At 54.0% G+C, this 26,708-nt stretch carries 21 protein-coding genes and 1 pseudogene; 8 read left to right on the top strand and 14 right to left on the bottom strand.

Annotated elements, in window-relative coordinates; genetic code table 11:
* Positions 1-473: 473 nt before the first annotated feature.
* A complete protein-coding gene (locus ACLHV9_RS12820) occupies positions 474-2,009 on the top strand; it encodes a methyl-accepting chemotaxis protein (protein WP_407220607.1) in 1,536 nt (511 codons plus the stop codon).
* On the opposite strand, the pseudogene ACLHV9_RS12825 reads toward ACLHV9_RS12820, so the two are convergent.
* Positions 2,006-2,165 (bottom strand): annotated as a pseudogene (locus ACLHV9_RS12825) (cupin domain-containing protein); the annotation flags it as partial. The gene ACLHV9_RS12820 and the pseudogene ACLHV9_RS12825 overlap by 4 nt on opposite strands.
* Before the next feature lie 401 nt (positions 2,166-2,566).
* Here ACLHV9_RS12825 and ansP point away from each other — a divergent pair.
* Positions 2,567-4,063 (top strand): L-asparagine permease, encoded by a 1,497-nt coding sequence (gene ansP, locus ACLHV9_RS12830; protein WP_028018874.1) that lies wholly within the window; start codon positions 2,567-2,569, stop codon positions 4,061-4,063.
* 41 nt (positions 4,064-4,104) lie between these two features.
* Here the strand turns inward: ansP and ACLHV9_RS12835 are convergent, their stop codons facing one another.
* Positions 4,105-5,166: a YncE family protein gene (locus ACLHV9_RS12835; protein ID WP_407220609.1), complete on the bottom strand. Its 1,062-nt coding sequence runs from the start codon at positions 5,164-5,166 to the stop codon at positions 4,105-4,107.
* A gap of 242 nt (positions 5,167-5,408) precedes the next feature.
* Between ACLHV9_RS12835 and pqqU the strand changes: the two genes are divergently transcribed.
* Positions 5,409-7,517: a TonB-dependent receptor PqqU gene (pqqU, locus tag ACLHV9_RS12840; RefSeq protein WP_407220610.1), complete on the top strand. Its 2,109-nt coding sequence runs from the start codon at positions 5,409-5,411 to the stop codon at positions 7,515-7,517.
* Between the two features lie 119 nt (positions 7,518-7,636).
* On the opposite strand, the gene ACLHV9_RS12845 is transcribed toward pqqU, so the two are convergent.
* From ACLHV9_RS12845 to ACLHV9_RS12855, 3 genes are all read right to left on the bottom strand, one after another.
* Positions 7,637-8,305, bottom strand: a complete 669-nt coding sequence (locus tag ACLHV9_RS12845) for a GntR family transcriptional regulator (RefSeq protein ID WP_128347626.1) — start codon at positions 8,303-8,305, stop codon at positions 7,637-7,639.
* A 252-nt stretch (positions 8,306-8,557) separates the two neighbouring features.
* Positions 8,558-9,598 carry an NADP-dependent oxidoreductase gene (locus tag ACLHV9_RS12850; protein WP_129325155.1) on the bottom strand — a complete coding sequence of 347 codons (1,041 nt, stop codon included), beginning with the start codon at positions 9,596-9,598 and terminating at the stop codon, positions 8,558-8,560.
* Between the two features lie 65 nt (positions 9,599-9,663).
* Positions 9,664-10,239, bottom strand: coding sequence for a helix-turn-helix domain-containing protein (locus ACLHV9_RS12855; protein ID WP_028018869.1), 576 nt, complete (start codon positions 10,237-10,239; stop codon positions 9,664-9,666).
* Between the two features lie 148 nt (positions 10,240-10,387).
* On the opposite strand from ACLHV9_RS12855, the gene ACLHV9_RS12860 reads away from it, so the two are divergent.
* Positions 10,388-10,906 carry a GNAT family N-acetyltransferase gene (locus ACLHV9_RS12860; protein ID WP_028018868.1) on the top strand — a complete coding sequence of 173 codons (519 nt, stop codon included), beginning with the start codon at positions 10,388-10,390 and terminating at the stop codon, positions 10,904-10,906.
* On the top strand, positions 10,903-11,352 hold the full coding sequence (locus ACLHV9_RS12865; RefSeq protein ID WP_128347624.1) for a DMT family transporter: 450 nt from the start codon (positions 10,903-10,905) through the stop codon (positions 11,350-11,352). Before ACLHV9_RS12860 ends, ACLHV9_RS12865 begins: the two co-directional genes overlap by 4 nt.
* Positions 11,353-11,355: 3 nt before the next feature.
* Here the strand turns inward: ACLHV9_RS12865 and ACLHV9_RS12870 are convergent, their stop codons facing one another.
* Both ACLHV9_RS12870 and ACLHV9_RS12875 read right to left on the bottom strand, forming a co-directional pair.
* Complete coding sequence (locus tag ACLHV9_RS12870; protein WP_028018866.1) at positions 11,356-11,589, bottom strand: YdcY family protein; 234 nt, start codon at positions 11,587-11,589, stop codon at positions 11,356-11,358.
* Between the two features lie 56 nt (positions 11,590-11,645).
* Positions 11,646-13,244: an ABC transporter substrate-binding protein gene (locus tag ACLHV9_RS12875; protein ID WP_407220612.1), complete on the bottom strand. Its 1,599-nt coding sequence runs from the start codon at positions 13,242-13,244 to the stop codon at positions 11,646-11,648.
* Positions 13,245-13,527: 283 nt separating this feature from the next.
* Between ACLHV9_RS12875 and ACLHV9_RS12880 the strand changes: the two genes are divergently transcribed.
* From ACLHV9_RS12880 to ACLHV9_RS12890, 3 genes are read left to right on the top strand one after another with little or no spacing between them, the layout of a single operon-like run.
* Positions 13,528-14,880: an SrfA family protein gene (locus ACLHV9_RS12880; RefSeq protein WP_407220614.1), complete on the top strand. Its 1,353-nt coding sequence runs from the start codon at positions 13,528-13,530 to the stop codon at positions 14,878-14,880.
* Between the two features lie 4 nt (positions 14,881-14,884).
* Positions 14,885-17,866, top strand: a complete 2,982-nt coding sequence (locus ACLHV9_RS12885) for a virulence factor SrfB (RefSeq protein WP_129325158.1) — start codon at positions 14,885-14,887, stop codon at positions 17,864-17,866.
* A complete protein-coding gene (locus ACLHV9_RS12890) occupies positions 17,863-20,040 on the top strand; it encodes a virulence factor SrfC family protein (protein WP_407220615.1) in 2,178 nt (725 codons plus the stop codon). Before ACLHV9_RS12885 ends, ACLHV9_RS12890 begins: the two co-directional genes overlap by 4 nt.
* Before the next feature lie 31 nt (positions 20,041-20,071).
* On the opposite strand, the gene ACLHV9_RS12895 is transcribed toward ACLHV9_RS12890, so the two are convergent.
* The 7 genes from ACLHV9_RS12895 to ydcS form a co-directional block, all read right to left on the bottom strand.
* On the bottom strand, positions 20,072-20,827 hold the full coding sequence (locus ACLHV9_RS12895) for an alpha/beta fold hydrolase (protein ID WP_407220616.1): 756 nt from the start codon (positions 20,825-20,827) through the stop codon (positions 20,072-20,074).
* An 86-nt stretch (positions 20,828-20,913) separates the two neighbouring features.
* On the bottom strand, positions 20,914-21,087 hold the full coding sequence (locus ACLHV9_RS12900; protein WP_013096478.1) for a GhoT/OrtT family toxin: 174 nt from the start codon (positions 21,085-21,087) through the stop codon (positions 20,914-20,916).
* Positions 21,088-21,268: 181 nt separating this feature from the next.
* A complete protein-coding gene (gene patD, locus ACLHV9_RS12905; RefSeq protein WP_114977109.1) occupies positions 21,269-22,693 on the bottom strand; it encodes an aminobutyraldehyde dehydrogenase in 1,425 nt (474 codons plus the stop codon).
* Between the two features lie 24 nt (positions 22,694-22,717).
* A complete protein-coding gene (locus ACLHV9_RS12910) occupies positions 22,718-23,524 on the bottom strand; it encodes an ABC transporter permease (RefSeq protein ID WP_407220617.1) in 807 nt (268 codons plus the stop codon).
* Positions 23,514-24,458, bottom strand: a complete 945-nt coding sequence (locus tag ACLHV9_RS12915) for an ABC transporter permease (protein WP_049007339.1) — start codon at positions 24,456-24,458, stop codon at positions 23,514-23,516. Before ACLHV9_RS12915 ends, ACLHV9_RS12910 begins: the two co-directional genes overlap by 11 nt.
* 1 nt (position 24,459) lies before the next feature.
* Positions 24,460-25,473, bottom strand: a complete 1,014-nt coding sequence (locus ACLHV9_RS12920) for an ABC transporter ATP-binding protein (protein ID WP_028018857.1) — start codon at positions 25,471-25,473, stop codon at positions 24,460-24,462.
* A gap of 17 nt (positions 25,474-25,490) precedes the next feature.
* Positions 25,491-26,636 carry a putative ABC transporter substrate-binding protein YdcS gene (gene ydcS, locus ACLHV9_RS12925; RefSeq protein WP_028018856.1) on the bottom strand — a complete coding sequence of 382 codons (1,146 nt, stop codon included), beginning with the start codon at positions 26,634-26,636 and terminating at the stop codon, positions 25,491-25,493.
* Positions 26,637-26,708: the final 72 nt, after the last annotated feature.

Genomic DNA, 26,708 nt, shown 5'->3' on the forward strand with positions numbered 1-26,708 from the left:
TGACTTAACATGGCGACATTATTAAAGGCGTAATTCACTACTGAGAAACAATTAATTTACATTTAGTTTGCCGGAAATCAGATATCCAAAACCATGCAAAGACTAAGACTTTTGAGGTGCAACCACTTTTCTGCCCGCATCCGAGCCAACAGGGTCGCGCAAATCATCACGTTTTCATTCTGTTAACGAAACGCTATTTCGACATCTTAATTTACCTCGCGGAGGTGATCTCCCGCTTTTAATTTGGCTTATGTCATTTATTTGCAGGGGATGACGAAACTGCGCTCGAAATTATTTTCATTTTTATTACATTGACTCAGTTTAATAGATAAAAAATAATTAGCACCAGGTATTTCGGACAAGCAGAATTTAATAGAGAATACACGGCAGACAGCTATAAAAATAATCACATCAATCTTGCCTGAGTGTTTACCGGGCGGTTTTTATTCTTTCACATCATCATGGAGTTACTCATGAGGCGTAACAGTCCCGTTACACAAAGCGAGTATTTTCTTAACGAAGGCTCGACGTTAATGTCGACCACCAATACGCAAAGTCATATTACCTATGCCAATTCCGCTTTTATTGAAGCTAGCGGATATAAAGAAGAACACCTTATGGGCGAACCGCATAATATTATTCGCCACCCCGACATGCCTGCCGAGGCGTTTGGTGACATGTGGTTTACCCTACAACAGGGGGAAACCTGGACAGGGCTAGTCAAGAACCGTCGTCAGAACGGCGATCACTATTGGGTACGCGCTAATGTGACGCCAGTCTGGCAGGATGGAAACTTAACAGGCTATATCTCCGTGCGGAATATTCCAGCACGCGAAGAGATCGCTGCCAGTGAAAAACTCTATGAGAAAGTACGCAATAACGAATTAACGCATCATCGTTTTTACAAGGGATTATTGGTTCGTCGCGGTTTATTTTCTTTCATGTCTCTTTTTAAACGACTCAGTACCAGCAAAAGAATCTATCTCGGTATTACAGTGACGGCCCTGCTTTCCTGTTTGCTGATTTTATTATTCCCGAATACGCTTACACAGTTCGGCGGTCTGGTTCTGCTATTTATAACCCTGGCATATTATCTTCATGCACAAATTGCCCGGCCGGTAAAATCCATTGTTCAACAGATGCAGTGCGTGGTTTCAGGGCGTAAAACCGAGTATTACCACTTTGACAGGATCGATGAAATCGGTCTGATGATGCGTCTGGTCAACCAATCCGGTTTAAACCTGAATTCTCTGGTCGACGATGTCGGGGCGCAGATTAACGGGATTGGCACTATCAGCCAGCAGGTCGCCAAAGAGGGCGCGAATCTGCAGGCGCGTTCTGAAGAGACCGCAGACTTTCTGCAGCAAACCGCAGCCGCAGTGGAAGAAATTGCCAGTGCGGTTAAGCAGACGGCGGAAACCGCAAAAGAAGCGATCCTGATGGCGGATCGCACCAGTGCCAGCGCCCACTGCGGTGAAGCGATGATGAAAGAGACTATCGGCATGATGCAATCCGTTTCGCAGGATAACAGTCAGATCGTCGATATCATCAGCGTTATCGATCGCATCGCCTTTCAGACCAATATACTGGCGCTAAATGCTGCCGTTGAAGCGGCACGCGCAGGTGAAGCCGGGCGCGGTTTTGCGGTGGTGGCGGCTGAAGTGCGAAACCTTGCGCAGCACTCCGCGACGGCGGCTAAAGAGATCAAAACGCTTATTGAGAAAAACGTCTCCAGTGTGAACGCGGGTGTGGAAAAGGTGGAACAAACCGAAACGCAGCTGACGGTCATGATCGACAATGTTCTGCAGATGTCCTCCCTGATTAAGGAGATCGGTCATGCCACGCAGGAACAGACTCAGGCGCTGACGCTTATCAACGCGTCCATCTCCCGTATTGGTGCAATGACGCATAACAATACGGGGATGGTGGATAATGTCACTCAGGCCGCTAATCACCTGACGCAGCGCACAACGCGCCTGCAGCAGGCAATTTCCGTTTTTGGCGGTTAGTCGTTCAGGCACTGCTCGTCAGTAACTTTTTCCAGCCACTTTACCGGGCTACCGTTTACGGATTTGGCGATGGCAATGTGCGTCATCGCCCTGGTTAAGCGGCTCAGCCTCTTTGCCCCACTCCTGTAACCAGCCACGACCCTGCGTCACGATCATCTTTATTACCCAAGCCGTCGCCAGCATACCCTCGCCTTTTCGTTGCTGATTGAAGCGTTGCGTTTGCAATGAGTTCATTTCACTGCGCAACCATTAAGCAATATTGATGAATAAATCATCAAACCACTAATGGGTTCGTCTAAAAAATCATCACGATTCAGCATCTTGTGATCCACGTCTGCTCTGACCACACGATTTCCTTCGACCTGCATCACTTTCGGCACGGTTATATTTTGCGTCGCTTATGAATTGCAGGTAGGATGCCTCGCCATGTTTCGCCTTATCCATACGTAGAATCACTGGGAAGGCGACATGTGTTTGCGCAGAAGCAATCGTTTGTATTGCACTCTGCCAGGCAGGACTATCACGATAATGGTTCAGACAGGCAAACAGGTAACTCAATGAAAACAAGCAATAAAAGCGCAGCCGATCATCATGCTGCTAAACGTCGCTGGTTGAACTCCCACGAAGAGGGCTACCACAAAGCGATGGGCAACCGTCAGGTTCAAATGATCGCCATCGGCGGCGCTATCGGTACGGGTCTGTTTTTAGGTGCAGGCGCTCGCTTGCAGATGGCGGGCCCGGCTCTCGCCCTGGTCTATCTGGTGTGCGGGATCTTCTCTTTCTTTATTCTTCGTGCACTGGGCGAACTGGTATTGCATCGCCCTTCAAGCGGCAGTTTTGTCTCTTACGCCCGTGAATTCCTCGGTGAAAAAGCGGCTTACGTTGCAGGCTGGATGTACTTCGTCAACTGGGCGATGACCGGTATTGTCGATATCACCGCCGTGGCGCTGTATATGCACTACTGGGGCGCGTTTGGTGATGTGCCGCAGTGGGTCTTTGCGCTTGGCGCGTTGGCCATTGTCGGCACCATGAACATGATCGGCGTGAAGTGGTTTGCGGAGATGGAATTCTGGTTTGCACTGGTCAAAGTGCTGGCCATCGTCGTGTTCCTGATCGTGGGTACTGTCTTCCTCGGCAGCGGTAAACCACTGGATGGTAATGCCACTGGCTTCCATCTGATAACTGATAACGGCGGATTCTTCCCGCACGGTCTGATGCCGGCGCTGGTACTGGTTCAGGGTGTGGTGTTTGCCTTTGCCTCTATCGAACTGGTGGGTACTGCTGCGGGTGAATGTAAAGATCCGCAGACGATGGTGCCAAAAGCCATTAACAGCGTGATCTGGCGTATCGGTCTGTTCTACGTTGGTTCCGTGGTACTGCTGGTTCTGTTACTGCCGTGGAACGCCTATCAGGCGGGTCAGAGCCCGTTTGTGACCTTCTTCTCTAAGCTGGGCGTGCCTTATGTTGGCAGCATCATGAACATCGTGGTACTGACCGCAGCGCTCTCCAGCCTGAACTCCGGGCTTTATTCTACCGGCCGTATCCTGCGCTCCATGTCCATGGGCGGTTCTGCGCCGAAGTTCATGTCGAAGATGAGCAAGCAGCACGTGCCTTACGCGGGTATTCTGGCGACGCTGGTAGTGTATGTATTCGGCGTATTCCTGAACTATCTGGTCCCGTCCCGGGTCTTCGAAATCGTTCTGAACGTTGCTGCGCTTGGTATTATCGCATCCTGGGCCTTTATCGTGGTCTGCCAGATGCGTCTGCGCAAAGCCATTAAAGAAGGTAAAGCCGCTGACGTGAGCTTTAAGCTGCCTGGCGCGCCGGTGACCTCCTGGCTCACCCTGCTCTTCCTGTTCAGCGTGCTGGTACTGATGGCGTTCGATTACCCGAACGGCACCTACACCATCGCCACTATACCGCTGCTGGCTGTACTGCTGATTGCTGGCTGGTTTGGCGTGCGTAAACGCGTTCACGAAATTCACAGCACCGCGCCGGTTCATCCTGATGATGAAAAACACGACGCACCGTTGGTTGAAGAAACGTCGCGTTAATCATTAAAAAGGGAAGGCAGATGCCTTCCCTTTTTTTTACATCACAGCGTGATACGAATTACGTCGTCAGGTTGGGTCGCTTCCTGCTGACGAGTAGATTTCTGTTTTACCGTCACATACAGCGTTTTGCCATCCGCAGAGAGCGCCAGGCTGTTCGGGTAGACCGGCGTGTCGAAGGTTTTCGTCACTTTGTAAGATTTCGCGTCAATCACGCTCACCTTACCGGCTTCACGGTGCGTCACATACGCTTCATTGCGTGCCGGGTTAAACAGCACGGCCAGTGATTCTGGTGCTGAGATTTTCTCGATCACGCTGCCGTCTTTCAGGCTCACCACCAGCACTTCCGGCTGTTTTGAATCGGTCAGGAACGCACGCCGGCCGGCAGTATCGAGGCTCAGATTCAGGTAGAAGTGCTCTTTCCCGTCGTCCTGCACTTTTTTACGACTCAGGATTTTGTTGGTGGCCGTATCAATCGTCACCAGCTCACCGTCGGCATTGGTGGTATAGAGGCGTTTCGCCTGCGCATCCAGCGCCAGGCCGGTGCTATAGGTGCCGGTATTAGCAATAGTCTCTTTCAGCTTCAGCGTTGCGCCATCCACCACCCAAATCACGCTCTCTTTACCCACACCAGTGATATAGACGGTGTTAGTGCTGTCATCAGCCACCAGCTGGCGCGGCTGCAGCGGTTTGACGGTTTCACTGCGCTGGCGATTATCGAGCACAAGACGCCCTTTCACGTCGCCCGTTTTGGCATCAATGGCCGTCACCGCGCCGTTGATGGTGTTACCGAACCACAGCGTTTGGCTCGCCTTGTCAAAGGTGGCACCGAAAGGTTTGAGATCGCTATGAATCGCCTGCGTCACGTCCAGCGTGACCGGGTCAAGGCGATAGATAACCCCGCCCTTATCGGTTTTACGGCTTTGCGACGTCGCAACCCACAGCGCATTCTCCTGCTGGCTTACCGCCATTTCATACGCCCCTTTCCCCACCGCTTTACGCAGGATCTCTTCGGCGGCGTGCACCTGGAAGGTGCTGGCAAACAGTAACGTAGCAGACAGCAGAGAAAGGCTCAGTCGCGGCGAGCACAGATGACGTAAAGACATAACAATTCCTTTTCTGAAAAGAGGGTTTTCTGCTGACATCACTTCCGGCAGGCAACGTCCTGGCATTGCCTTTTGATAATGAGAATAGTAATCATTAATCAACAAAATGTGGAGTTTTTCTTTCCCTCGGCCACATTCGTTAACGCAACGTGCGGTTAAAGTTTTCAAAACATTTACAAAACCTTTAACATATAGGCACATGTTCCATTTGGTTCGTTTAGATACCACAACCGGTTTTACTCATGAAAATCATTTCCGCCCGTAAGGCATCTCTGATGCTGGTTCCTGTTATTGTTGCGCCTGTCACTGCGATGAGTGCGGATGAACAGACCATGATCGTCAGCGCTACACCGCAAACTGTATCGGAACTCGATACTCCAGCCGCGGTGAGCGTCGTGAATGGCGATGATATGCGTCAGGCCACGCCACGCATCAACCTGTCTGAATCACTGGGTAGCGTTCCAGGACTGCAAATTCAAAACCGCCAGAACTATGCGCAGGATCTCCAGCTGTCAATGCGTGGATTTGGTGCCCGTTCAACCTTTGGCGTACGCGGTATCCGCATGTATGTCGACGGTATTCCAGCCACCATGCCTGACGGACAAGGGCAAACCTCCAACATCGATCTTTCCAGTGTGGACACTGTTGAAGTGCTGCGCGGCCCCTTCTCCGCCCTGTACGGCAACGCCTCGGGTGGCGTGATTAACATCAACACCCAGACCGGGCAGCAGCCGCCGACCATTGAGGCCAGCAGCTATTACGGCAGTTACGGTACCTGGCGCTATGGCATGAAAGCCACGGGGGCAATGGGTGACGGGACACACGCAGGCGATGTGGATTACACCGTTTCCACCACCCGCTTCACCACTAAAGGCTATCGTGACCACAGCGGTGCGCGGAAGAATCTCGCCAATGCCAAACTGGGTGTGCGTATAGATGATGTCAGTAAACTCACGCTGATTGTTAATAGCGTGGACATGAAGGCTAACGATCCGGGTGGACTCGATTACCAGGAGTGGCGGAATGACCCGCGACAGTCTCCGCGCGGCGATCAGTACAACACCCGTAAGACCATCAAACAGACCCAGGCCGGTCTGCGCTATGACCGCCAGCTCAGTGCCCAGGACGACCTTAGCGTGATGATGTATGCCGGTGAGCGTGAAATGACGCAGTATCAGTCAATACCTTATCAACCGCAGCTTAAGCCATCTCACTCTGGTGGTGTGATTGATATGCAGCGCCATTACCAGGGCGTTGATACCCGCTGGACGCACCGTGGCGAGCTGCTGGTGCCGGTGACCCTTACCACCGGCCTGAACTATGAAAACCTGAGCGAAGATCGTCGCGGGTATGAAAACTTCGTGATGAATAACGGCGTGCCGGAATACGGTGTGAAGGGTGATAAGCGCCGTAACGAGCGTAACCTGATGTGGAACGTCGACCCTTATCTGCAAAGCAGCTGGCAGCTGACACAGAAGCTCTCTGTGGATGCGGGTGTGCGTTACAGTTCGGTCTGGTTCGACTCCAACGATCATTACATTACGCCGGGCAACGGGGATGACAGTGGTGACGCGAGCTATCACAAGTGGCTCCCGGCGGGCTCCGTGAAATATGCCATGACGGACGCGTGGAATCTCTATGCTGCTGCCGGGCGCGGATTCGAAACGCCAACAATCAACGAACTCTCATATCGTTCAGATAACCAGGGCGGTCTGAATATTGGCCTGAAACCTTCCACCAACAATACGTATGAAGTGGGGAGCAAAACCCGCATCGGCAATGGTCTGCTGACGGCTGCGCTGTTCCGCACAGACACGGATGATGAGATCGTGGTCGATTCCAGTTCCGGCGGCCGTACCAGCTATAAAAATGCCGGTAAAACCCGTCGTCAGGGGGTGGAGGTTTCCCTGGACCAGCAGTTTGCTGAAAACTGGAAGCTGAAAATGGCGTGGACCTATCTGGACGCCACCTACCGTACTAACGTATGCAGCGACGCAGACTGTAATGGAAACCGCATGCCAGGTATCGCCCGTAACATGGGTTATGCCTCGTTTGGCTGGCAGCCGGAGGAAGGCTGGTACGCGGGTTCAGATGTCCGCTACATGAGCGATATCATGGCCGACGACGAAAACACGGCGAAAGCCCCGTCGTACACCGTGGTTGGGCTGAATACCGGGTATAAGCTCAACTATGGTAACTGGGGAATGGACGTCTTTGGCCGCGTAGATAACCTGTTCGACAAAGAGTACGTCGGCTCGGTTATTGTCAACGAATCCAATGGTCGTTATTACGAGCCTGCACCCGGGCGTAACTATGGCGTAGGTATGTCGATCTCTTATCGCTTCGAGTAAGCAAAAAGAAAAGTTTATTTTATTAATGAAATAACCCTCCTGATGGCAATAAGCCATCAGGAGTTATTCACCGAATAAATAATTAGCTACGGTATATAGTCGCTGTGTTAAATAATCTCTTAGTTAAAATATTGTCGCTGTAAAAGAGAATTTGCTTCATCAATCAACTTATCAATCGCCTTCTGGCAGTCGCCCACATCCCGTCGCTCAAGGGCCGCAAGTAGCTCATCATAGTGATATGTCGACATCGTGATGTCGTTGAGTTCCTGGTGCAGATAGTTAATGCACGGCCCAATGCGGACCCACAACTGTTCAATTAAGGCATTGAGCGTAGGCATTTCCGCATACTGATAAAGCGTAAACCGGAAGACACGATTCGCATGCAAGGCCTGCTGAACGTTACCATTACGCATGGCGTCATGAAAGGCGTCCGACAATTTGTGCAGCACGTCCAGCTTGCCGTCAGACATATTCTGACATGCTGCGGCAACCGCCATCGGCTCAAGTTGTTTTCGGATGGCATTAATCTCGTTATAACGCTCCAGCGTCACCTCAGGCACCAGAAATGCCTGTGCTGGCGTGGCATGTAACGCTCCTGATGACACCAGACGCAAAAGCGCCTCACGAACCGGGGTAATACTGGTGCCTAATTTATCGGCGATCTCTTTCGTAATCAGTCGTGCCCCAGGTTTGAGTGAGCCTGTAATTAACGCTCCTTTCAAACTGAGTTCAACTTGCATGGTAAGACTGATCCTTTGCGCTTTTTCTAAATGATCCAAATCAAGCATGTTCAATTCCTGTAGCTAAAGCTCAATGCTATTTTTAAACGTCAGTTTAATAAAACGACGCCGGTCCGATATATCCTGTATCGTCATGCCTGGTGGTGGGAAGTACGTAAAAACATCAAAACGTGCAAAATTTGTATTTTTCGTTTTCGGGCTCATCCGGGATGATGGCGCGAAAAGCCATGTCAGTTAATTAAAGACAATATATCGTATCTTCACAAATAAATATGGCGGGAAACCCCGCCATATTGTGGTTTATTTATTGTCGCCCACGACGCGAATCACGACTTTGCCGAAGTTTCGCCCTTCCAGAAGGCCAATCAGCGCCTCAGGCGCGTTCTCCAGGCCGTCAGTCACCTGTTCACGATAGTGAATTTTGCCCTCCTGCACCCAGCGCCCCATCTCTTGCTGGAACTCTTTAATGCGATGCCCATAGTCCTGGCCGATGATAAAGCCCTGCATACGAATGCGTTTCTTCAGAATGGTCGCCATCAGGAGCGGCAAACGGTCCGGGCCGTCAGGCAGACCCGTCGCATTATAGCCACTGACCAGACCACACACCGGGACGCGCGCGGAGGTATTCAGCAACGGCAGCACGGCGTCAAAGACTTTCCCGCCGACGTTTTCATAATAGACATCAATTCCTTTCGGACAGGCGTGTTTCAACTGGTCGGCAAAATCCGCAGCGTGGTGATCCAGACAGAGGTCAAACCCGAGGACCTCAACCGCATGGCGGCATTTTTCTGCGCCACCGGCCACGCCGACCACCCGGCAACCTTTGATTTTGCCAATCTGCCCAACGGTCGCGCCAACCGGGCCTGTTGCGGCAGCAACCACCAGCGTTTCCCCCGCTTTAGGTTGCCCGATATCCAGCAACCCCATATAGGCGGTAAAGCCCGGCATACCCAGAATACCCAGCGCCCAGGAAGGATGAGACGGATTTTCACCCAGCTTGACCAGGCCGCTGCCGTCCGAGAGTTCATACTCCTGCCAGCCGCTGTAGCCCAGCACCCATTCACCAGCTTTGAAGTCGGGATGGTTTGACCGCTCAACGCGACTGACCGTCCCTCCCACCATCACCGCACCGATCTCAACCGGCGGTGAATAGGATGGCGCATCGCTCATGCGGCCACGCATGTAAGGGTCCAGCGACAGCCAGACCGTACGGAGCAAAAGCTGCCCCTCAACTGGCGCTGGAACAGGTTGCTCCTCCAGACGAAAATTCTCCGCGACCGGCGCACCCTGTGGGCGGGAGGCCAGTACCCAGCGGCGATTAAGGGAAACAGATTGATTCATCAGGAACTCCTTCTGGTTCAAATGTCATTACAGCCTGGCTCACGATCGGCGTAATCGCTTTAACATTACGAGCCAGATTGGTTAAGCCGTACGACCAGATAGATGCAGGTTTCATTCGTCTCGTTGATGAACCGACAGTCATTAGGCGGCCCCAGCTCCAGGCAGTCCCCGGCCCGCATCTCGTGGCGCGTATCGCCCTCCTGGAACACCAGCTCACCCATTTGTAGCCAGATAAGCTGACGAGCCAGCGCATAAGAAGAGGCAGGCATAGGCACATCGCTCCCCGCCGGGAGTTCAACCTGAACAAGGTCAATAGGAAGATCTGTGCGGGGAGAAACGTGGCGGCGAAGGTAATGCGTTTGTGGATCGCGCCAGACGGGCTGGTTGGCGAGGCGCAGTAGTTTTCCCTCTTGCATCTCGGCTCTGGCAATCAGCGTCGACATGCTGATGCCAAAAGCCCCCGACAAGCGGGCAAGCAACGTTGCCGTAGGGCTACTGTCCCCACGTTCTATCTTGTGGATCATGGCACGCGAAACGCCTGCCCGGTCAGCAAGCTCGCTCAAAGACCATCCGCGAGACTCGCGTTCAAGGCGAATTCTTGCGCTAATCCGTTGATTCATGGTGTCTGTTATGGTGTTCATGACGTCATACTATAGTGTATGAACGGCATTTCAATGGGCTTTTGATAACAAAAAAATATGGCTTATGTCATAGCTATCTGGCGATACAGTTGTGTAATATCGTAGTTAAATCGTAATACTATAGTGAACAACACACAGAGGTTTCATCATGATCGTTCGTCATGCCTGCAAAGAAGACTGCGCTGCGATAGGAGAAATATACAACCACGCGGTGTTGCACACTGCCGCAATCTGGAACGATAAGACCGTCGACACCGATAATCGTATCGCCTGGTTTGAGGCACGCACCCTCGCAGGTTACCCGGTACTGGTCAGTGAAGAAGACGGTGTTATCACGGGCTATGCCTCTTTTGGTGACTGGCGTGCCTTCGACGGTTTTCGTCATACGGTAGAACATTCGGTCTATGTTCATCCGGATCATCAGGGCAAAGGGATCGGTCGCACATTGATGAAAGCGCTGATTAACGAAGCCCGTGCCATCGGCAAACACGTGATGGTCGCAGGCATCGAAGCGCAGAATCATGCCTCGATTCATCTCCATGAAACGCTCGGTTTTGTGACGACGGGTCAAATGCCGCAGGTGGGTACCAAGTTTGGCCGCTGGCTGGACTTAACCTTTATGCAGCTGCAGCTGGATGAGCGCAGCGACCCGGACGCCATCCCATGAATCAGTCAATGACGCTGGCTTTTTTGGTGGCGGCGGGAATCGGTCTGGTGGTGCAAAATACCTTAATGGTGCGCATCACCCAGACCTCCTCCACTATTCTTATCGCGATGCTGCTGAATTCACTGGTCGGCATTGTGCTGTTTGTCAGCATTCTGCTGCTGAAACAGGGCTTTGCCGGATTTTGCGAGCTGGCCGCAACGGTGCGCTGGTGGACGCTGATCCCGGGGCTGCTGGGTTCGTTTTTCGTGTTTGCCAGTATCAGCGGATACCAGAACGTAGGCGCGGCGACGACCATCGCTGTGCTGGTGGCAAGCCAGTTGATCGGCGGGCTGGTGATGGACGTGCTGAGAAGCAACGGCATACCGCTGCGCGCCCTGATCGGCCCGGTGTGCGGCGCGGTGATGTTGGTCGTGGGGGCCTGGCTGGTCGCGCGACGCCAGTTTTGATCGCTACAGAATGGTGCCGCCTTTCGTTAGCTGTTCCTGTCGCGCTTCCAGCTCCTCTTTATGCTGCTTACCGTGGTGTGAAATCGCGGTGCGCAGACGTTGCTGCTGGGTGTAGCGATCTTCACGGCTGAGCTCTGCATCATCGCTTAATTCAATCAGCAGTTCATTCATGTGGGTAATTACGCTCTCTTCGATGGCGGCATCGACGCGGGCGATAACATCGTTTAAATGTGACATTGTCACTCCTTGTGAATTGCCGGGTGGCGGCTACGCCTTACCCGGCAGTAATACGCTTAGTTCAGCTTCGCTTTTGAGAAATCGCTGCCCATCAGGCTCACGCTGTAACCCGTGACGTTGCTGCGGGTAGCGTAGAACGTTTTCCCGTTCGCCAGCGCGATCCACGGCGCCTGCTGGTAGAAAATCTCCTGCGCCTGATCGTAGAGTTTAGCGCGCTCAGCCGGGTTGCTGGTCAGCTTCGCTTTTTGCACCAGGGAATCATACCCCTTATCGCACCAGCGTGCTGCGTTTGAACCCGTTTTAATGCTGTTGCACCCCAGCAGTACGTCAGCAAAGTTGTCCGGGTCACCGTTATCGGACATCCAGCCGAACAGCGCAGAGTCATGCTCACCTTTACGCATGCCGGAGAGGTATTCGCCCCACTCGTAAGAGACAATTTTGGCCTTCACACCGACTTTCGCCCAGTCGCTCTGGATCATCTCCGCAATACGGCGCGAATTAGGGTTGTACGGACGCTGCACCGGCATTGACCACAGCGTCACTTCCGCGCCCTTCTCCAGCCCGGCCTGCTTCAGCAGGGCTTTCGCTTTTTCGGGGTCGTAGCTGTAGTCCTTCAGGTCTTTATTAAAGCCCATCATGTTTGGCGGAATTGGTGATTTTGCCACCGTACCCGAGCCCATAAAGACCGCATTGACGATGGCTTTCTTGTCGGTTGCGTAGTTTAGCGCCTGACGTACCAGAACATTATCAAACGGTTTTTTCTCGGTGTTAAACGCCAGATAGCCGACGTTCAACGCATCGACAGAGTGCAGCGTCAGGTCTTTGTTATTTTTAATCACATCAAACTGCACCGGGGACGGAGCAGGAATGATCTGGCATTCGTTGGTCTGCAATTTCGCCAGACGCGTTTCCACATTTGGCGTGATGGAGAAGATCAGGTGTTTTGTCGGTACCTCGCCCTCCCAGTAGTTCGGGTTAGCGACATAGCGGATCAGTGAATCCACTTTGTACTGCTGCAGCACATAAGGCCCTGTACCGATCGGCCAGGTATCCACGTTCTCTGGCGTGCCTTTTTTCAGCATCACGTCAGCGTATTCAGCGGAGAGAATAGAGGCAAAATCCATTCCCCAGTCGGCAAGGAATGCAGCGTTGGGTTCACTGAGGGTGAACTGAACATGGTAATCATCGACCTTTTTAACGTCCTGAATCAGTTTATCGAGGCCGACGTCATTAAAATATTCGTAGTTGCCCTGCGAGACGTTGTGATAAGGATGCTTAGGGTCTTTCTGACGCATGACGGAGAAAATGACGTCATCGGCGTTAAAGTCGCGGGTCGGTTTGAAGTATTTATTGCTGTTGAACTTCACCCCTTTACGCAGGGTAAACGTATAGGTCTTACCGTCCGGTGAGATTGTCCAGGACTCCGCCAGCGACGGAACCGGCGTATTTTTCACCGGGTCGAAATTGATCAGACGGTTATACAACACCTGAGAGCTGGCCACGAAAGATGGGCCGGAGCTGGCGATTTGCGGGTTGAAAGACTCGGGTGAGGCTTCAGAGCAGTAAATAATGGTGTCATTATTTGCCGCCAATGCGGCACCGGCTGGTAAAAGCGTGCTCAGCGCAAGGGCGAGCAGTGTTTTCCCTGTAGACATGGTTATAACCCTGGATGTTTTATTATATAGGACAGTAATAACAGCACAGGCTTAATGACCTGGCAAATAACGAAACACTATCAGGTTATTCTAAAGTCACGTTTTTCGCTGGTTTTGCAGTCAATGCAGAAAAAGATGATTTGCCTTAAGTGCCATTATCCGTCAAGCACAACCGTCATTTTCTATGCCGCAAGAAATCGGCGCTTTTAGCGTCTCTTCCTCCGTTTGTTTGCTTCCTCATTTCGTTAAAGTAACGGTGTGAAGAAGTATATGGGATCAAATCGTGGCAAAAACTCTTTTACGCAGCGGTAATCTGGATGATTTTCAGGCCGTTGGCGGCGGCGGACAAGCCGTTTTTGAATCAGCGTTACAAATCCGGGAAGCGCTCCGGTTGCGCAAACAACAGGCCATTGTCGACTGTCTGGCCATTCCACAGGTCAACGATAGCGGTGACCGTGTAGACTGGTATTCCCCGATAGAGGGGAGTGTTACCAGCTGGAAAGCGGCCGATGAAGACGACCGTTTTCGCGCCCTGCGCTATCTGGAAAATACGCTTGCCAGCGTCGAGTCGTTGAGTAAGAAGTGCCTCCAGTCACCGAAAACAGCACAGCAGCTTTTTGGTTCACTGCTGTCAAAAGCGTTCCAGTTTCCGGGCGAAAACTTTCTCTTTCTGGTCGAAGGGAAACCGGTCATTAGCTTCTGGGGCTTTGTAAACCTGAACGAAAATGCACGCGACGATGTTCTCGACTGCCTGCGTGAATCACTGATCCCTGAGCCCGCCCCCGTTGTGATTGAAGATCCTGAACCGGAACCTGAGCCGGAACCGATCATCACCTTCGAACAAGCAGACGAGCCACTGATTGCACCGTCGACGGTGGTGCGCATTACGCCGGAGGATCTGTATGAGCCAGAACCTGCTCCAGTCGCGACACAACCACAACCTGCTCAGGAACCCACCCCGACAACCGTTGTGAAAAAGCGTCGTATCCCGCTGTGGACGCTGCCCGTTGCCGCCGTGATCGTTGCCGCCATTGCCGCACCGCAGCTGTGGCCAAAACAGTCCCCTTCCGCGCAGCCTGCACCTGCACCTATGCCAGAGCCTGTAGAAATTGCGCCGAAACCGATCAAAGCAGTTGAACCACTGGCGATGAAATTACCGTTGCATCAGGCTGAGGTAGTGGCAAGCAAAGAAAAAGAACCTGCTCCTGCTCCTGCTCCTGCGCCCGCCCCGGTCGTTATCGTCGCGATTCCGAAAGATGCGATGGTTATGGAAGGTCAGCAAGTGAAAGCGGGATCGACGCGCTTCCTCAACGGGACCTGGCGCGCCATCCTCGATGTGAAAGATCCGGTGACCGGTAAGCCACCGTCACTGCGCTACCAGATCCAGAACAATAAAGGTTTCGCCCGTGTAGTACATGGTGACAACATTGTCTGCCGCGCAGAGATCTTCTCCGGGCTTCACAGCAATGGTGAACTGATGATTAAGAGTCGCGGTAATGCCCGCTGCACCGACGGTTCACGCTACCCGATGCCGGAGGTTTCCTGTAAAGCAGGCACCAGCGATATCGCAGAATGTCGTGCTCGCTATGATGCAAACACCGTCGTCCCACTGACGTTCAAGAAAGCAGGTGCCTGATCCTATGCTGGTAAATCTTTGCGACTATAAACAAAGCGTCACGCTTATCGCTAACAGCGGCGTGCAGTTCCTTGATTTCGGTCTGACGCCGCAGGACACCGCCAGCAACGGGCGCTTCGTACGTAAAACCGCGAACGGCCCGCTTCTGCGTCTCGATTTCGACCTGGTGAACGGGCGTTATACTCTGCCCGGGTTGAACGGCGGGCAGCCTGAAGTGGTGAAACCGGAAACCACCATTGCGCTACATCAGTCGCTGGCGGTCCTTGATGGTGTCTGGCTTCCTGTTCCGTTCCTGCGCTTTAACCCGCCACGGACCTTTGTTGACGGCCCGGATAACTGGGCTCGCGTTCAGGTTCGCAAGCTTGATAAACCCGACACGGCAGGCAATACGCACCGCGTGACCCTCGCGCTTGACAGCCAGATTGCCGAACATGCCACGTCCGCGCTGTCCCCGGTCGAAAACGACATTCTGAACGGAACCCGTTTCGCTCTGGCCTGGCGGGATAACGAAGTGGAAAGTTTCCTCGACCAGACCTGGATTGACGGCTGGCTGCGTGAGGCATTTACCCAGTATGCCGACGGTGTTGAAAACCGCTCTGAACGTGATCTGCAACAGGCGATGCGTAGTTTTGAATATCAGGCACACTGGCTCAACCTGCTGACCATGCTCGGTGAGCAGCTTACCGTGCCGGAAGTGAAATTTGTCACTCATACGCTCAGTACCCCTGCCATTCCGGTCGACCTGATCCTCGATGTGGGCAATACCCATACCTGCGGCGTGATTATTGAAGACCACGGGGATGCGAACGATGGTCTGCGCCAGACTGCCGAGCTGCAGGTACGTTCGTTGAGCGAGCCACAATTCCTCAATGAACCCTTGTTCACCAGCCGTCTGGAGTTCTCAGAAGCGCGTTTTGGCAAGCAGCACTTCTCGGTTGAAAGCGGTCGCGAAGATGCCTTTGTCTGGCCGTCGATTGTCCGCGTCGGCGATGAAGCACGGAAACTGGCTACCCAGCGCCTGGGAACCGAAGGTAACAGCGGCATCTCCAGCCCGCGTCGCTACCTCTGGGATGAAACACCGGTGGTTCAGGACTGGCGATTTAGCCAGATGAACAGCAAAACCCAGCGTGAACCTCTGGCTACCGCGTTTCCGCTGATGAACCTGATGAACGATGACGGTGAGCCGCTCTTTACGCTGCCGCAGGACGAGCGACTGCCAGTCTTCTCGCCGCAGTACAGCCGTAGCACGCTGATGACACACATGTTGTGCGAGCTGCTGGCACAGGCTCTGGGTCAGATCAATAGCGTCGCCACGCGCTTGCGTCTGGGCTTCCCGGCATCTCCGCGCCAGTTACGAACCCTGATCCTGACCCTGCCGTCGGCCATGCCAAAGCAGGAGCGGGAGATTTTCCGTCGCCGCATGTTCGAAGCGATCGCCATTGTCTGGAAAGCAATGGGATGGCACCCGCAGGATGAAGATTTCGCCACCCGCAAACAGCAGGAAAAAAGTGTGGTGCCGGTTCCTGAAATCCAGATGGAGTGGGATGAAGCCAGCTGCGGTCAACTGGTCTGGTTGTATAACGAAGCCATTTCTCGTTTTGGCGGCCAGACTGAGGCGTTCTTTGCCTCCCTCGCCCGCCCGGACCGTGAACCTGAGCCCGGCGCTCAGCCTGGGCGTTCACTGCGCGTCGCGTCCATCGACATTGGTGGCGGCACAACGGATATGGCGATCACCCATTATCAGCTTGATGATGGCTCGGGTAACAACGTTAAAATCACGCCGCAACTGCTGTTCCGTGAAGGGTTTAAAGTCGCGGGCGACGATACCCTGCTTGATGTGATTCAGCGCTATGTACTGCCCGCCCTGCAAACGCAACTGCAGAAATCGGGTATTGCGGACGCCTCGCTGCTGATGGCTTCGCTCTTCGGTGACTCCGGCCGAATTGACACCCAGGCAGTATTGCGCCAGCAAACGGCGCTTCAGCTCTTTATGCCGATTGGCCATGCCATTCTTGCCGCGTGGGAATCGAGCGATATTGACGATCCGCTGGCTGGCCTGCATGCCACCTTTGGCGATCTCCTGCCGCAGAAACCGACCCGCAACGTGATGAATTATCTGCAACAGGCGATCGATCATGCCCTGCCTGCGGGTTCTGAAACGTTCGATCTATTCACCGTTCCGCTGCACGTAAATTTCCGTGAGATGCAGGATGCAATGCTGGCTGGTCAGTTTACGCTGGCTTCGCCGCTCCATGCAGTATGTGAGGCGATTTCCCATTACAGCTGCGATATTTTGCTGATCACCGGGCGTCCTGGCTGCCTGCCTGGCGTTCAGGCACTGATTCGTCACCTGCAGCCGGTTCCGGTCAATCGCATCGTCTGGCTGGATAAGTATCAGGTTCATGAGTGGTATCCGTTCAGCCAGCAGGGCCGCATTGGCAACCCCAAATCAACAGCCGCCGTGGGTGCGATGCTTTGCAGCCTGGCGCTTGATCTGCGTCTGCCGCGCTTTAACTTTAAGGCAGCAGATATTGGTGCGTATTCAACCGTGCGGTATCTGGGTGTGCTGGATAATACGGTCAACACCCTGCGCGAAGAGAACGTCTGGTATCAGGATATCGATCTCGATAAACCCGGTGCGAAACTCGACGCGCGTCTGCACTTCCCGCTGCGCGGTAACGTCACCCTCGGCTTCCGCCAGCTGGCAAACGCACGCTGGCCGGCCACACCGCTCTATACACTTAGCATCAACTCGGCTGAACTGGCCAAAGCGATTGCGGGTGATGGCGTGCTGAACGTGCGGCTTAAACTCTGCGGTGGCAGCAAGCAGGAAGGCCCGGAGTCCTTCGAACTGAGCGATGCCTGGCTCCAGGACGGCACCCCGGTCGCCCCTGACGCGTTAACCTTCAAACTGAATACTCTGGCCGATCGCCGTCATAGCGGTAGCCACTACTGGATCGACAGCGGGAGCGTATACCTGAAATGACAGTGACGACGACCACCACTCAGGCCTTAATCGGGTGGATTAATGAGACGCGCCTGAACGCCCCGGTGCTGGATAACGATGCCGACGCCCTGCTTGCTCGCATCAACGCGGTGCAGGCGCGGGAACAAGCCATTGAACATGCCCTGACTCGCCAGAGCAGCATTGGGCTTTACGGTCATTCTCAGAGTGCAAAAGCGCACCTGCTTTTGTCTCTGTGCGGTAGCGGCAACGGACGCCTGAACGTGACGCCAGGCCAGCGCACCTTTGACTATTTTTCCCATATCAATCCGGGACATGCCCTGACAAACATGGCCGTCCGCTTCACCCGGGAACATGCAGACGTCATTGATGAGGCGTTTCCTCTGCGTCTGAGTCTGATCACCGAGGCCGAACTGGTACAGCTGTTTATTGCCCGCACGATGCAGCACCCGCAGATGCGCGCCGTGGATAAAGCCGTCATTGAGACGCGCCTGGAAAAATGGCGCGGTCTGCGTCAGCCGCAGGGCGTGCCGGGCATCACGTCTCAGGAAGTGGGGGCAATTGCCCGCTTCTGGCAGAACACGGTACCCGCCGCAAAACAGCAAATTGATGATGCCCTGTGGCACCAGTTTGCCCAACTGGTCCCCTCCCTTGATCTCAGCACGCGAGCCAGCGTCTGGTCACTGTTGTGGGGTGAGCAACAGGAGTTGACCCAGCAGTGGTTAAAACTCGCCCATGTGCTGCATCAGACCAGCCATGCCAGCGAACTTGCCGCGCCGCTTAGCCTACTGGTGGATAGCTTCGGCCTGCCCGGTGAAGGGTTCCTGACGCACGACGGCACGTTAACCCTTCAGGAAGCGCAGGAGACGCTGCTTCATCCACTGAATAACGGTGAGATGCTCAATGCCATCAGCATCCCCGTCGATGTGCTTGCCTTCCTGACTCGCGAGCTGGTGTTACTGGTTGAGAACAGTGCCCTGGATAATGTCGATATTATTGATATTCCGGTATTTGAAGAAAATAATGCCGATCCGTTACACCAGGCTAAATCACAGTGGCTGCTTGAGCACTACCGTCAACAGCTACAGCCAGATGTTCTGGTTATTTGCAATGCGACCGCACAGCACGAGCAGACGGCCAAAAAAGCAAAAGTGTTAATGAACTGGGTCAAAGAGACACAGCCTGCTGAAGAATCGGCCCTGCCGGGTCTGGTGTGGGCAATCACCCCTCATGACGCTCGTTTTACCACCCGGCAGAATCTCGATGAAGCCGTGCAGCATCTGCTCGGTAAACCGGGTTTGCGCTGGGGCACCCTCCAGGCACTGGACAGCCACAGCATGCAGCGCGTGATCGAGTGGTTGTCTCAGGCTACATTACCGGCCCAGCGGCAGAAGCGTCTTAGTACGCTGAAAAACTTGCTGCGGCAGGAGCTTTCGTCTCTGATGCAAAGCTATCTGGCGCCACTGGTTGAGGCCCCCGGAGCCAGACGAACCCGTGCAGAAAGTATGGTGCGAACCCTTCAGGGCTGCGCCGCCCGCCACGGTGAACTGCTGGAGGGTCTTCTGCCGCCGCTTAAAGCCTTTGAAACCCTGCTGGCTGTCCAGCAGCCCCGAGAGGAGCAAGTTAACGGGTTGTTTACGGATTCCATTGACCTGTTTGCCGATAACGCACAGGAAAGTACCGGCATGTTCCAGACCAAAGACAAAGCGCGTCTGGCACACCGAGTGTGGATAAATCATCTGCGTCAATGGAGCCGCAATGATGCCACGGCAGCCCGTCTTGGACTGGAGCCCGGGGTGTTGCAGCAAATCGCAGATGTTCTGGTGGTAACCAGCTACCGGCTTAACCTGCCTCAGCAACTTCAGCGCATTGTTGAAACGGATAAAAGTAGCGCCGCACAGCTGCATGCTGTGATGGGTAACTTTGTTGGCTGGTTGGGTTACGACCAGACACCTGTTACAGCACGTCCGGCAAGCCGCATCCGTAAGGGTAATGCCATCTTTGTCACACCGGTGGTGAGTAGCGCGGAACCTCGTCTTACCCGACTGGGGGAACAGCCCGTACATGCGGCTACCGCGTATGTTTACGACTGGCTGGTTGCGCTCTATAGCCGGGCGATAGAGAACATTGATTACCAGCATCCGCATGATGTTCAGCCCGCCTCTCGTCAGACACTGCAGGCATTATTGCGCTGATCTTTTTAGCCCGCAGCAATGCGGGCTATTATCACGCTGCCACGCACTCTGCTAACGCCTGTGCCAGCGCGGACGGATTTTCCCAGGACATTGAATGCCCGGCTGCTGGGATGATTTTCACTTCAACGCCCTTCTGCTTCAGATTATCCACATCGTTATCCGGCAGCGACAGCTCTCCGAAAATCAACGTCACCGGGCAGGTCAGAGACAGGAATTGTGCTTCCCATTCGGGTTCCACACCTTCCACCAGGCTTGATGCGCCCCGCCACACGGCATAAGGGGCATTACTCTGCAGGCACCCCGCCCACGCCGTCGTTTCTGCGCTGAGCATGGCACCATAACCCCGTTCCAGAAACTGTTGCTCGGTTTGCGCTGCAATAGACCGGCTGAACATTCCGCCACCTGCGTGAAAATTGGGTTCTGACACCATCACCCCTCTGACGCGCGGTGCCAGCAGACCCGCTGCTTCGATAGCAATGCTGCCACCCATGCTGTGGCCATAGAGCCAGAAGGCATTCAGTTTAAGATGGTCAATCAGTTCCGCCACAACGTGCGCCTGGTCAGTGGTTTTGTAGCTGTAGTGCTCAGGCTTATCGCTATAACCGCTGCCGGGCAAATCAATAAGAATGGCTCTGCGCGCGCCAAATGATGGATCACGAACGACTCGGGGATATTCATAGGAAGAGGCGCAACCCAACCCGTGAATGAACACGACGGGATCGTCAGCACCGGGCAAATCATGCCAGCGCACAGTGCAACCAGCCTGTTGCGAGTAAAAACTGTTCATAAGCACTCCTTTTATGATGCACTGTGTATTTATACAGTTATCACATCTGGAATGCTATGTTCATCTTTTAAAACTGGAAGCGAGCTTCAGAAAAGCGAGACCAGCAGCGCAACGGGAAAGCTCATTGGCCAGGTAGATCCCACCAGAAAAGCACTCAGCAGGCGTATACGTTTACGGTCTTTAGAGAGGAACCAGGTAATTAATGCGCAGATGGAAGCCATGATTGCGTAAAAAACCAACATCTTTTGATACAACGTCATTCTGTATACCAGAGCCGAAAAAATAACCGCACGCAATATGCGTCATATGTTGATACAGATCAAGTTTTTTCGTTACAGAATAACCACTTAAAAATTATGGCTAATAACAATTGGGTATTTTACGCAACATTCATGGCGAAATAAGAGTACACCCGGCCGCGCAAGCGACCGGGCATGATGGTTAGTGTTTAATCATAACGTGCCGGACAACCGTATAATCCTCAAGCCCGTAAACCGACATATCTTTTCCGTATCCGGACAATTTCATGCCGCCATGTGGCATTTCGCTCACCAGCATAAAGTGGGTGTTAACCCAGGTACATCCGTACTGCAGGCGCGCACTCAGGCGATGGGCGCGCCCCACATCTTTGGTCCAGACCGATGATGCCAGGCCATATTGCGAGTCGTTAGCCCATGCCAGCACCTGCGCTTCATCGTCAAACTCGGTCACGCTCACCACCGGACCAAACACTTCTCGCTGAACAATGGCATCTTCCTGTTTTGCACCCGCCAGCAGGGTTGGCTGGAAGTAGTAGCCCGTCCCCTCTTTTTTACTGCCTCCCGTGACAACGCGGATATGGCCGAGCGCTTTCGCCTCATCAACAGCTTTACAGACCCGTGAAAGATGGGCTGCCGAACTCAGCGGCCCAAGCTCGGTAGAGGCATCCTCCGGGGCACCCATTTTGAGGCTGGCTACTGCTGCCCCCAGTTTTTCAACAAGCCGGGCATAAATCCCCTTCTGGGCATAAATACGGCAGGCTGCCGTACAGTCTTGTCCGGCATTGTAGAAACCGAAAGTACGAACACCTTCGACAACGGCATCGAGGTCGGCATCATCAAAGACGATAACCGGCGCTTTGCCCCCCAACTCCATGTGGGTGCGCTTAATCGAAGACGCGGTATGCCCGATGATATGTTCCCCGGTGGCAATCGAACCGGTCAGTGAGACCATACGCACTTTTTCATGTCCGGTCAGCGGATCACCTACCGTTTTACCTCGACCAAACAGCACGTTCAGAACGCCTGCCGGGAAGATATCCTTCGCCAGTTCTGCCAGTTTTAAGGCTGTCAGCGGCGTAATTTCAGAGGGTTTGATCACCACACAGTTACCGGCCGCCAGCGCAGGTGCCAGCTTCCATGCAGCCATCATCAGCGGGTAGTTCCACGGTGCGATAGAGGCGACAACACCAATCGGGTCGCGACGGATCATCGAGGTGTGGCCATCAAGATATTCCCCGGCGGCCAGCCCGTTCAGGCAACGCGCAGCCCCGGCAAAGAAACGAAAAACGTCGACGACGGCCGGAATTTCATCACCCAGAACACAGTGCAGCGGCTTACCACAGTTAAGAGACTCAAGCCGGGCAAACTCTTCACCATGCGCCTCAATGACATCAGCCAGTTTCAGCAGGCACTCAGCACGCATTTTAGGTGTGGTTTGGCCCCAGTCGCTGAAAGCACGATCCGCAGCCTGAACGGCCGCATCGACCTGAGCAGGTGAGGCTTCCGCAATCTCCAGCAGTACCTCTCCGGTGGCAGGGTTATAAACCGGCTGTTTTTCTCCTTCTCCGGCAACCAGTTCACCCTTTATCAGCAGATGTTTTTGCATAGCATTATCCTGTTGAAATTAAAGTTATTTCCCGCTACCGGTAATGTTCTCGCCGTCGCGGGTCAGCCACCAGGCTCCCAGAATGGGGATGGTCGTCACCAGCATCACCAACAGTGCAACAACGTTGGTGACCGGCACGTCGCGTGGACGCCCGAGCTGATTGAGTAACCACAGCGGTAACGTACGCTCGTGTCCCGCGGTAAATGTTGTGACGATGATCTCGTCGAACGACAGCGCAAACGCCAGCATGCCCCCGGCCAATAGCGCTGAGCCAAGATTGGGCAGCACGACATACCGGAAGGTTTGCCAGCCGTCAGCCCCCAGAACCATCGACGCCTCAACCAGACTCCAGGAGGTACGTCTGAACCGGGCAATCACGTTGTTAAACACCACCACCACACAGAAGGTGGCGTGTCCGACCACGATGGTGAAAAATCCCGGTTCGAGGTTGATAGCCTTAAATGCTGTCAGTAGCGCCAGACCGGTGATGATCCCCGGTAGCGCAATCGGCAACAGCAACAACAATGAGATCGCGTTTTTGCCGAAAAACTCACTGCGCCACAGTGCCGCTGCAGCAAGCGTGCCAAGCACGAGGGCGATTGCGGTTGATAAGGCGGCAATTTGAAGTGACAACGTCACGGATTCAATAATATCGCCGCGCCCTGCCGCCACGCTAAACCACTTCAGCGTCAACCCTTGTGGTGGGAAACTGAACGCAGCGTCTTCGGTGTTAAAGGCATAGGTCGCGATAATCAGCAGCGGGAAGTGCAGGAAGATTACCCCTCCCCACGCTGCCACTTTCAGGAACAACGGTGCGCGTTCAGAGTGCATCGAATGCTCCCAGACGTTTCACGAACGCCAGATAGAGAGAAATAAGCACGATGGGAACCAGAGTAAACGCCGCGGCCATGGGCATATTGCCGATCGCCCCCTGCTGAGAATAGACCATGTTCCCGATGAAATAGCCCGGCGGCCCCACCAGTTGCGGAACAATGAAATCCCCCAGCGTCAGGGAAAAGGTGAATATTGACCCTGCGGCAATGCCCGGGATCGCCAGCGGTAAAACGACATAACGAAAGGTCTGACGGGGACGCGCACCGAGATCGGCCGAGGCCTGCAGTAATGAAGCGGGCAGCCGTTCCAGCGCCGCCTGTACGGGCAGGATCATAAACGGTAACCAGATGTAGACGAAGACCAGAAACCGCCCTAGTCCTGAGGTGGACAACGTGTTTCCGCCAATCGCCGGTAGCGTCAGCATTGAGGCCAGGATCGGCTCCAGCCCCATATGGCTGAGAAACCATTGCGCCACGCCATCCTTCGCCAGCAGTAAAGTCCAGGCGTACGCCTTAACAATATAGCTCGCCCACATCGGCAGCATCACCGCGATATAGAAGAATGCTTTCCACTTACCGCTGGTATAACGCGCCATATACCAGGCCATCGGGAATGCCAGGATTGCGCTGGCAATGGTGACCGCTATTGCCATCATCAGCGTACGCAGGATGATATCGTAGTTTGCCGGGTTGAAGAGTGCCTGGATATTAGCCAGCGTCAGATCCGGCGTCACCGCCATAGTGAAGTCGTCAAAGGTGTAAAACCCCTGCCACAGCAGGGTCAGGAGCGAACCTAAGTAGACGATGCCAAACCACATCAGCGGAGCAAGCAGGAGCAGGAACAAGCCGAGCGATGGCTTTCGCCAGAACAGAGCCGTTATGCGGCTTAAGCGGCTGCGTGGTGCGGGAGGATGAGCGACACTCATATCCATTTCACCTCTCCTCAGACAGACGGATCATGGCATCCCGTGACCACGACGCCATCACTGCCTGCCCCGGCTCAACTCCACTCAGCATCGTGATATCACTGAGATTGGCCTGGCTCACCAGCAGTTTTGCCCCATCAGCGAGTTTGAGCTCCAGACGTGTTGCCGCCCCCTGATACTGTACCGCCTGCACGACGCCCTGAACCTGAACTTCACCGCTCTCATTGAGGCGAATATGCTCAGGACGTAGCGAGTAAGTGCCTTCCAGACCACAGACTTTCTGCGCAAGGCCAGCATCAAAGACATTGGAGGTGCCGACAAAACCGGCCACAAACGGGGTGCGCGGGCGCATGTAGAGATCGCGGGGTGTATCGACCTGCTCAATACGTCCGTTATTGAACACCGCCACCCGGTCTGACATGGAAAGGGCTTCGCCCTGATCGTGGGTGACAAAAATAAAGGTGATACCCAGTTCCTGCTGAAGCTTCTTCAGCTCGAACTGCATCTGCTCGCGCAATTTGAGGTCAAGTGCGCCTAAAGGTTCGTCTAGCAGCAAGACGCGTGGTTCATTGACCAACGCACGTGCAATAGCAACGCGCTGGCGCTGACCGCCAGAAAGTTGTGAGGGCTTACGGGCTACGGCAAAGCTTAAGCCCACTTTTTCCAGGGCATCCCGGGCCTGTGCATGGCGTTTTTTCTTGTCGACACCTTTGACCATCAACCCGTAGGCGACATTATCGAGGATCGACATATGCGGGAATAACGCATAGTCCTGGAATACGGTGTTCACATCCCGTTCCCACGGAGGAAGTTCGCTCGCCTCTTTGCCAAAGATAGCGATCGTGCCGCCTGAGAGCTGTTCAAAACCAGCAATCAGACGCAGGCAGGTGGTTTTGCCGGAGCCCGAAGGCCCCAGCATGGAGAAAAATTCTCCGTCACGAATCGCAATGGTGACCCCATCCACCGCCCGTACCTCGCCGTACAGACGAGAAACGTTATTAAACTCTACGGCATACGTCATGTTCTGCTCCCGGGCGATTAACGGCCGCCCATGATGGCGATGTAATCCTGCGTCCAGCGACTGTATGGCACATATTTGCCGCCTTCAGCGATAGGGGTTTTCCAGAACATGATTTTGTCGAACTCGTTATATCCGTTTGTTTCGCAACCTTTATCACCCAGCAACGTACTGGCTTTACACCCTTCAGGAACCACAGGCAGTGAGCCAAACCATGCCGCCAGATCGCCCTGCACCTTCGGTGTCAGCGACCAGTTCATCCATTTGTAGGCGCACATCGGATGTTTTGCCTGCGCGTGAAGCATGGTGGTATCCGCCCAGCCAGTAACCCCTTCTTTCGGGAAGACGGTGGCAATCGGCTGGTTCTCAGCTTTCAGGGCATTCGCCTGATAAGGCCAGGCGCTGGAGGCGACGACGCCTTCATTTTTGAAGTCACTCATTTGTACGGTCGTGTCATGCCAGTAACGGTGGATCAAGGCGTGCTGATCGCGAAGCACCTTGAGTACGGCGGCATACTGTTTCTCCGTGAGCTGGTACGGGTCGGTAATACCCAGTTGCGGTTGAGTAGCTTTGACAAACAGCGCGGCATCGGCGATGTAAATCGGGCCGTCATACGCCTGCACACGCCCCTGATTGGTTTTACCGTCCGGGAGATCCTGTTTGGTAAAGACCACGCCCCAGCTATCCGGCGGTGTCGGGAAGGTTTTGGTGTTGTACATCAGCAGGTTTGGCCCCCACTGATAGGGAGTGCCGTAGACTTTGCCACCTACGTTAAACCATTCTCCTTTCACAATCCGTGAATCGAGGGTTTTCCAGTTGGGGATGAGGTCGGGATTAATGGGCTGCACGCGTTTGCCCATGATCAGGCGCAGGGAAGCATCACCCGACGCGGTGACCAGGTCGTATCCCCCTTTCGCCATCAGGCTCACCATCTCATCCGACGTGGCCGCCGTTTTGACGTTGACCGCGCATCCGGTCTCTTTTTCAAACTGGGTGACCCAGTCATAATTTTTATCCGTCTGTCCGCGTTCGATGTATCCCGGCCAGGCAATAATATCCAGTCGTCCTTCCCCGTCACCGATAGCCTTTGGTGGTTCTGCGGCTTGCGCTGTCATGATAGTCATGCCGAGCGCACACAGGCTGCTGCGGGCAAATTTTTTGCTCATAAGGGTTACTCCTGTCGCAATGGAATTTAGCGGCAGCCGTGCCGTAAAAATATCTCCCTTATTAAACGTAGA

The sequence above is a fragment of the Enterobacter sp. CPE_E890 genome (genome assembly GCF_046521475.1).
Lineage (GTDB): Bacteria > Pseudomonadota > Gammaproteobacteria > Enterobacterales > Enterobacteriaceae > Enterobacter > Enterobacter adelaidei.

What these genes read in the sequence shown, in the direction of transcription:
- ACLHV9_RS12845 (WP_128347626.1), bottom strand. Translation starts at nt 8,305, where the DNA reads ATGCTTGATTTGGATCATTTAGAAAAAGCGCAAAGGATCAGTCTTACC.
- patD (WP_114977109.1), bottom strand. Translation starts at nt 22,693, where the DNA reads ATGCAAAAACATCTGCTGATAAAGGGTGAACTGGTTGCCGGAGAAGGA.
- ACLHV9_RS12895 (WP_407220616.1), bottom strand. Translation starts at nt 20,827, where the DNA reads ATGAACAGTTTTTACTCGCAACAGGCTGGTTGCACTGTGCGCTGGCAT.
- ydcS (WP_028018856.1), bottom strand. Translation starts at nt 26,636, where the DNA reads ATGAGCAAAAAATTTGCCCGCAGCAGCCTGTGTGCGCTCGGCATGACT.
- ACLHV9_RS12865 (WP_128347624.1), top strand. Translation starts at nt 10,903, where the DNA reads ATGAATCAGTCAATGACGCTGGCTTTTTTGGTGGCGGCGGGAATCGGT.
- ACLHV9_RS12855 (WP_028018869.1), bottom strand. Translation starts at nt 10,239, where the DNA reads ATGAACACCATAACAGACACCATGAATCAACGGATTAGCGCAAGAATT.
- ACLHV9_RS12890 (WP_407220615.1), top strand. Translation starts at nt 17,863, where the DNA reads ATGACAGTGACGACGACCACCACTCAGGCCTTAATCGGGTGGATTAAT.
- ACLHV9_RS12920 (WP_028018857.1), bottom strand. Translation starts at nt 25,473, where the DNA reads ATGACGTATGCCGTAGAGTTTAATAACGTTTCTCGTCTGTACGGCGAG.
- ACLHV9_RS12885 (WP_129325158.1), top strand. Translation starts at nt 14,885, where the DNA reads ATGCTGGTAAATCTTTGCGACTATAAACAAAGCGTCACGCTTATCGCT.
- ansP (WP_028018874.1), top strand. Translation starts at nt 2,567, where the DNA reads ATGAAAACAAGCAATAAAAGCGCAGCCGATCATCATGCTGCTAAACGT.
- pqqU (WP_407220610.1), top strand. Translation starts at nt 5,409, where the DNA reads ATGAAAATCATTTCCGCCCGTAAGGCATCTCTGATGCTGGTTCCTGTT.
- ACLHV9_RS12835 (WP_407220609.1), bottom strand. Translation starts at nt 5,166, where the DNA reads ATGTCTTTACGTCATCTGTGCTCGCCGCGACTGAGCCTTTCTCTGCTG.
- ACLHV9_RS12860 (WP_028018868.1), top strand. Translation starts at nt 10,388, where the DNA reads ATGATCGTTCGTCATGCCTGCAAAGAAGACTGCGCTGCGATAGGAGAA.
- ACLHV9_RS12850 (WP_129325155.1), bottom strand. Translation starts at nt 9,598, where the DNA reads ATGAATCAATCTGTTTCCCTTAATCGCCGCTGGGTACTGGCCTCCCGC.
- ACLHV9_RS12900 (WP_013096478.1), bottom strand. Translation starts at nt 21,087, where the DNA reads ATGACGTTGTATCAAAAGATGTTGGTTTTTTACGCAATCATGGCTTCC.
- ACLHV9_RS12910 (WP_407220617.1), bottom strand. Translation starts at nt 23,524, where the DNA reads ATGCACTCTGAACGCGCACCGTTGTTCCTGAAAGTGGCAGCGTGGGGA.
- ACLHV9_RS12875 (WP_407220612.1), bottom strand. Translation starts at nt 13,244, where the DNA reads ATGTCTACAGGGAAAACACTGCTCGCCCTTGCGCTGAGCACGCTTTTA.
- ACLHV9_RS12915 (WP_049007339.1), bottom strand. Translation starts at nt 24,458, where the DNA reads ATGGATATGAGTGTCGCTCATCCTCCCGCACCACGCAGCCGCTTAAGC.
- ACLHV9_RS12870 (WP_028018866.1), bottom strand. Translation starts at nt 11,589, where the DNA reads ATGTCACATTTAAACGATGTTATCGCCCGCGTCGATGCCGCCATCGAA.
- ACLHV9_RS12820 (WP_407220607.1), top strand. Translation starts at nt 474, where the DNA reads ATGAGGCGTAACAGTCCCGTTACACAAAGCGAGTATTTTCTTAACGAA.